This window comes from Pontibacter rugosus, from assembly GCF_042678745.1.
GTDB classification, from domain to species: domain Bacteria; phylum Bacteroidota; class Bacteroidia; order Cytophagales; family Hymenobacteraceae; genus Pontibacter; species Pontibacter rugosus.
The window spans coordinates 1-6,116 of the sequence record NZ_JBHTLD010000254.1 but is presented as its reverse complement, the minus strand read 5'-3'; the positions used below and the strand labels follow the sequence as shown (position 1 = coordinate 6,116).

Sequence of the window (6,116 nt, the reverse complement as noted above, 5' to 3'; positions counted from 1 at the left end):
TTATTTAGATATTTGTCTAAATACCTAATAAAGCTTGTGAACAAAGTATTTAAAGCCCTTAACGATGCTACCAGGCGAGATATCTTAAAGTTGTTAAAGGAAAAAGATATGTCTGCCGGTGATATAGCTGAAGCTTTCCAAGTAACCAAACCCACCATCTCACATCACCTGGACCTATTGCACCAGGCGGAATTGGTGAGCTCTGAGAAAAGAGGGCAATTTGTGATCTATTCGCTCAACACAACTGTGCTGGACGATCTTCTGAACTGGATTTTGAACCTTAAAGAATAGCACGATGAAACGACTTAACTTACCTCTTGAGATTTTGCTCTGGCTAATTATTTTACTGCCAGTGGCGTATCTGTGGTTTACCTGGGCAACGCTACCGGCGCGCGTACCTATTCATTTTAACTTGCAAGGTGAGCCAAACGGCTGGGCAAGTAAAACAGAGCTGGCAGCCATAGTGCTTTTTTCAACTATAGGGCTCAACGTGCTACTGCTATTCATACCCGCCATTGATCCTAAAAGAAGAATCGAAAACATGGGCAGCAAGTATAACAGCCTTAGAGTAATTCTGCTTCTGTTTATGACTGCATTTGCAGGATTCCTGATTTACAGTGCTATGCCTGACCAAGGCATACATATGAGCCTGTTGCCCGTGCTTATTGGAGCCTTGCTGGCTGCGTTGGGTAACTATTTTCAAGCCGTGAAGCCGAATTACTTTATTGGCATTCGAACACCCTGGACATTGGAAAGTGAGACGGTCTGGCGAAAAACACACAGGTTGGGAGGTCGCTTATGGGTAGTTGGCGGGGTGCTGATTGCGTTGCTCACTTTTATAGCGGATGCTGCTCTTCGGGAAACAGTTTTTATTTCGATCATTGCTGCCTTGGTGCTTGTGCCAGTTGTTCACTCTTTTATAGCTTTTCAGCAAGAAAAGGCATTACAGTAGCCTCTTGTAAAATTGCATGGTTCTATACCTCCTCTAACTACGAAACCAAGAAACCTACTCGCCTTTCTGCTTTGCTCTTTCGCTCATGCACAACAAGCAGCTCGGTTGAGCCAGTAAAACTATACTACTTTACCTAACCGGGTCATAGCCGCTCCCACCCCAGGGATGGCAACGGCCTATTCTTTTCATCGCCATCCAACCACCTTTGAACGGGCCATACTTATTTACGGCATCTACGGCATATTGAGAGCAGGTGGGGGTATAGCGGCAGGCAGCAGGGGTGATAGGAGATATCATATTCCGGTACACCCATACTAGCGACAATATAATTTTTTTCAGAATCCAGGTCATGGTTTGGTTTTTGCGACAGCTAAAGAACCCTAACGGCTGTTAGGAGCCACATAATTTTATTAAATTTGCAACAGTTTAATTCATCTAAACAAATTTCCATGTTAAAAAGAATCCTTTCACTCTTACTTTTAGTCTCGCTAGTTGCGCCGTTTTCGGCCAAGGCAGACGAAGGTATGTGGCTGCCGATGCTTATCAAGCGTCTGAATTACACAGACATGCAAAAGCAAGGCCTTAAGCTTACTGCCGAAGAGATTTACTCTGTTAACAATTCCAGCCTGAAAGACGCGATCGTACAGTTCGGTGGTTTCTGTACCGGTGAGTTTATCTCGCCTGAAGGCTTATTGCTAACCAACCACCACTGCGGTTACGGTGCCATTCAGTCTCACTCTACCACGGAGCATGATTACCTGACTGATGGTTTTTGGGCCACTTCTAAAGACCAGGAGCTTCCGAACGAAGGCCTTTTTGTTGATATCCTGCACCGCATGGATGATGTGACAGGCAAAGTATTGGAAGGCATCGATCAAAACACGCCAGAAGAGCAGCGCCAGCAGCTGATTGCACAACGTGTGCAGGCTTTGGCCAAAGAAGCGTCTGAAAACGGCAAGTACGTAACGTATGTGCGCGATTTCTTCAACGGCAACGAGTTCTACCTGTTTGTGTACAACCGTTACAACGACGTGCGTTTAGTAGGCACTCCTCCGTCATCTATCGGTAAGTTTGGTGGTGACACCGACAACTGGATGTGGCCACGCCATACCGGCGACTTCTCTATGTTCCGTGTATACATGGCACCAGATGGCTCACCGGCTGCTTACAGCAAAAACAACGTTCCTTTCAAGCCTGCGCACCACCTGCCTATCAACATCGGCGACAAAGAGCCAGGTGATTTCTCGATGGTGTTCGGTTTCCCGGGCCGCACAAAGCGTTTCATGACGTCGCATGGTCTGAAACTGGAAGTAAACCAGCTGAACAAGTCGCGCATTAAACTGCGTAACGACAAATTGAACCTGTGGAAAGAAGAGATGGACAAAGATGCGGCTACCCGTATTAAGTATGCCTCTAAGTATGCGTCTACTTCTAACTACTACAAGTACTCCATCGGCCAAAACGAAGGTATCAAGCGTATGCGTACCATTGAGGGCAAGCTGGTAGATGAGGATAAATTCCAGAACTGGGCTACTGCTGATGCTTCTCGCAAAGCTACCTATGGCAATGTGTTGAGCGACATAAACGAGGCATATACAACCATCGAGAAGTATAATCTTGGTACTGTATACCTGAACGAAGCTGTGTTAGGCACAGAGTCATTGATGATGGCTTACCGCTTGGCTCCGCTTTACAACGCACTAAAGTCAGGCAACAAAGCTGCAGCACAAACAGCTGCTACAGACCTGAAGCCACGTGTTGATGCCTTCTTCAAAGACTACTACAAGCCAGCAGATAAAAAAGTGTTTGCTGCCCTGATGAAGTACTACGCTGAAGACATCGCCAAAGACCAGCAGCCAGAGGCTTTCAAGAGCATGGTGAAAAAGTATAACGGCAACTTCGACAAGCTTGCTGATTATGTGTACAACAACTCAGTGGTAGTAGACGAGCAGAAGCTGAACAACTTCCTGAGCAACCCTACACAAAAAGCCTTGGAGAACGATCCGGCTTTCCAGATCGTGAACTCCATCATCGATAACTACAGAAACAACATTGCGCCAAAACTGGCTGAGAGCAATGCCAAGCTAGACAAGGCAAATCGCCTGTATGTAGCTGGCCTGCGCCTGATGAACCCGGACAAAGTGTACTATCCGGATGCTAACTCAACTATCCGCCTGAGCTACGGTGCTGTAAAAGACTATAGCCCACAGGATGGCGTGCTGTATAACTATTATACTACGCTGGATGGTGTGATGACAAAAGAAGATCCGAACAACGAGGAATTCGTGGTTCCGGCTAAACTGAAGCAACTGTACCAGGCAAAAGACTACGGCCGCTATGCTAACTCTAAAGGCGAGCTGGTAACCGACTTTATCACCAACAATGACATTACAGGTGGTAACTCAGGTTCTCCGGTAATCAACGGCAAAGGTGAGCTGATCGGTTTGGCCTTCGACGGCAACTGGGAAGCCATGACTGGTGACTTGGTGTTTGACCCGGAATACAAGCGTTGCATCAACATGGACTCTCGTTATCTGCTGTTCCTGATCGATAAATTCGCAGGCGCGCAGAACCTGATCAACGAGATGACGATTGTAGACACTAACAGCCCAGGTGCCGGCGACGCAGCCAAAGCCGAAGCTAAAACGCCACAGGCAGAATTGTTAAACGCTGTTGTTACAGAAGCACAGCAAAACCTGCAGAACGGCAAAAAAGAGTTTAAAGTAGAAAAGAAGCAAGGCGACGTGAAGGTAAAACTTCAGATTAAAGACTAAGCAACCGCTTTTCTAACGTATATAAACAGGCGCTGGAGGTATCTCCAGCGCCTGTTTTGTTTTACAGATCTCGCAGTTCCTGCTAGCATCTAATACACTAAGTAGTAGTTGCCCCTATTCTACTATACCGAACCTGCTGTGCTTTGTATCCAGCACAATGACGTGCTCCAGAAAGAGTGTGTTGCCCACCATTCCGGCCATTCCGGAGAACTGCATCAGCATCCGTTGCATAAAGGTTGCCCCATCAATATAATGCACGTTCTGAAGCGGCAAGGCTGTTTTGCCAAAGTGTATGTTTTTGTTGGAGGCTATACTATGCACGGTAAGGGTGTTGCCCCAGGAGTTTACTTCTACTGTACTTTCAGTTGCTTGCTTTGTAGCAAGCGCTTGCCATGTTTCCTTGTCTGTCAGCAGTTCAAAGGCGCTGGAGCCACTGTCGAACAGCACCTTTGTTTTATTTTGATTGATGACGGCAGGGATAATGACTCTTCTTTCCTCAAAGGTAAGCGACGTAAAATTAGCTTTAGCGGCTACAACGGCCGGGACCTCATCACTGAACTGTAGGAGCGCCTGCGGGTAGTCCAGTACCAGCACCTTTCTATCTATCACATCAGCGCCTAGGGTACCGATAATATCTATACTTGCTGTATCTGCCCAGTTGATGGTCGGGCTACCGTATGCTAAAACTTTTATCTCTTTGGCACTGACTGCCATACTTCCCAGCTTAAACTGAAAGTCGTCTAAGTATAGCCCCTTTTCCGTTTCCTGAATCTTGACACCCCCTGTTGCTTGCGCAATTGCTTTTATTTCCCCCTCATAAACCATAGAATACGGTGCCCCTAAATCAAACTGCATGTAAAAGGTTTTAGAGCTGCCGGGTATAGTGACAGGCAAGAGCATGGCAGCATTCGGGTTGATCTTGTCTTTTAGCGTATCTACCATCCAGGTAAACGGAACCTCATATGTTCCCTTTTGAATTACCAGTTGATTGAGCGGGGCTTTAAACGCGCGCTTAAAGTATAGATAGCCTCCGGCACTGCTTAGAATAAGAAGTGCCAGCACGGAAAGGCAGATGTTTCTGAAGAGTTTCATGTGTATACTATTTGCTTGATTGTGTTTTAGCAATAGTACACACTACCAGACCGACTGCCTGTGCCGCACTTACGTCACCTTTACGACATTCTCACGTCAAAAGCCTTTGGCAGGCGCAGGAGCAGGTTTTATACTTGGCGCAACACTTAGAAAATGTTCAGCCCAAAGGGATAAATGTCTGTTCTGCCCTTTTTCAGCTTAAGAGAGGCTGCCATAATAACGGGGGCATTCAGCAGGTACATGATAAAGAACACGATCAGGATGCCCGGCCCGGGCTCCATCTGAAAGTAGTAGGCTAACAGCAACTGGAAGAGCAGCATGAGCAGTAAGGAAACATGCAGCGCCACTGTCCAGAGGAGTTGAAAGTTGATGATCTTTTTGCTAACGGCATCAATATCCAGTTCGTGACGTTTCTTACGCCAGAGCACAATCGGGATGATGAGGTTTAGGTACGGGAGCACCAGGTAGCTCAACGCAGAGAGGTTGATGAGCTGCAGGTAAGTAGCTGCGTCGTTTTGTGCAGTAACAGCTGCGGTCGTAGTAGCTTCTGTTTTTGCAGATACAGCCTGCTCTGTTGCAAACACAACAAACTCATCAACAGACTTACCCAGGGCACCTGCAATGGCCTGCAAAGTAAATCCTCTTGGCTCGCTCTCTCCTTTTTCTATCCGCTGTATGGTGCGTAGACTCACCTTAGCACGCTCCGCCAGCTCTTCCTGCGAAAAGCCTTTGCTTTTTCGGTCGATCACAATTTTCTCAGCTAAGGTCACAGCGTTTTCGTTAAATTGATGCAAGTATAAAACAAACGCAATGCTAACCATTTCCGGGCTTAAAGCGAAATCTACATAGCTCACCAAAAAGCGCTTAGCTGAACGTATATGTTGGCACAAGTGTCCTAAGGGCATATGTTAGGTGTTAGTCTGACAGAATGAATTTTGTAAACGTATGAAACTGATTTTCTCATTTATCCTTACAGTTTTGATATTCTGTAAAAATGACATTACAGAAATCAAGCTTAATTATAACAGAACCACAGATAATCAAGTCTGGAGCAACGGGATAGATGTATTAACCATTAAGGCTAGTGGTAAGGAAATTCAAAAAGTCTTAACTGATGAAACAGGAACAGCCGCAATTAATAAAGCCATGATAAATAAACATGGTGCCGTAGATGTATTTCTAACGTCAATTGGAGTGGAAGAACTTTATTTAACGACTATCGATAATGCTGCAATAGACTTATATGAGGTGAATATACCTAGGCACTATAGATTTAAGTTTGATAGAGCAGTATGCCC

7 protein-coding genes are annotated in these 6,116 nt (G+C 45.9%); 4 read left to right on the top strand and 3 right to left on the bottom strand.

The annotated features are described in order from the left end of the window. Both ACFQ2O_RS19175 and ACFQ2O_RS19170 read left to right on the top strand, forming a co-directional pair. A partial coding sequence (locus ACFQ2O_RS19175) for an autorepressor SdpR family transcription factor (protein ID WP_377531803.1) occupies window positions 1–291 on the top strand: 291 nt, incomplete at its 5' end. 4 nt (window positions 292–295) lie between these two features. Next, window positions 296–952 (top strand): SdpI family protein, encoded by a 657-nt coding sequence (locus ACFQ2O_RS19170; RefSeq protein WP_377531800.1) that lies wholly within the window; start codon window positions 296–298, stop codon window positions 950–952. Between the two features lie 129 nt (window positions 953–1,081). Here ACFQ2O_RS19170 and yidD read toward each other — a convergent pair whose 3' ends face one another. Further along, window positions 1,082–1,303 carry a membrane protein insertion efficiency factor YidD gene (yidD, locus tag ACFQ2O_RS19165; protein WP_377531797.1) on the bottom strand — a complete coding sequence of 74 codons (222 nt, stop codon included), beginning with the start codon at window positions 1,301–1,303 and terminating at the stop codon, window positions 1,082–1,084. A gap of 98 nt (window positions 1,304–1,401) precedes the next feature. On the opposite strand from yidD, the gene ACFQ2O_RS19160 reads away from it, so the two are divergent. Then, complete coding sequence (locus ACFQ2O_RS19160; protein WP_377531794.1) at window positions 1,402–3,726, top strand: S46 family peptidase; 2,325 nt, start codon at window positions 1,402–1,404, stop codon at window positions 3,724–3,726. 114 nt (window positions 3,727–3,840) lie between these two features. On the opposite strand, the gene ACFQ2O_RS19155 is transcribed toward ACFQ2O_RS19160, so the two are convergent. Both ACFQ2O_RS19155 and ACFQ2O_RS19150 read right to left on the bottom strand, forming a co-directional pair. After that, a complete protein-coding gene (locus ACFQ2O_RS19155) occupies window positions 3,841–4,818 on the bottom strand; it encodes a hypothetical protein (protein WP_377531791.1) in 978 nt (325 codons plus the stop codon). A gap of 146 nt (window positions 4,819–4,964) precedes the next feature. Further along, entirely contained in the window at window positions 4,965–5,672 is a 708-nt protein-coding gene (locus ACFQ2O_RS19150; RefSeq protein ID WP_377531788.1) for a helix-turn-helix domain-containing protein, read from the bottom strand. Window positions 5,673–5,763: 91 nt separating this feature from the next. On the opposite strand from ACFQ2O_RS19150, the gene ACFQ2O_RS19145 reads away from it, so the two are divergent. Next, a partial coding sequence (locus ACFQ2O_RS19145) for a hypothetical protein (protein WP_377531785.1) occupies window positions 5,764–6,116 on the top strand: 353 nt, incomplete at its 3' end.

Bases quoted from the DNA above. Each gene is read 5' to 3' on its own strand.
- ACFQ2O_RS19170 (WP_377531800.1), top strand. From the start codon at position 296: ATGAAACGACTTAACTTACCTCTTGAGATTTTGCTCTGGCTAATTATT.
- yidD (WP_377531797.1), bottom strand. From the start codon at position 1,303: ATGACCTGGATTCTGAAAAAAATTATATTGTCGCTAGTATGGGTGTAC.
- ACFQ2O_RS19160 (WP_377531794.1), top strand. From the start codon at position 1,402: ATGTTAAAAAGAATCCTTTCACTCTTACTTTTAGTCTCGCTAGTTGCG.
- ACFQ2O_RS19155 (WP_377531791.1), bottom strand. From the start codon at position 4,818: ATGAAACTCTTCAGAAACATCTGCCTTTCCGTGCTGGCACTTCTTATT.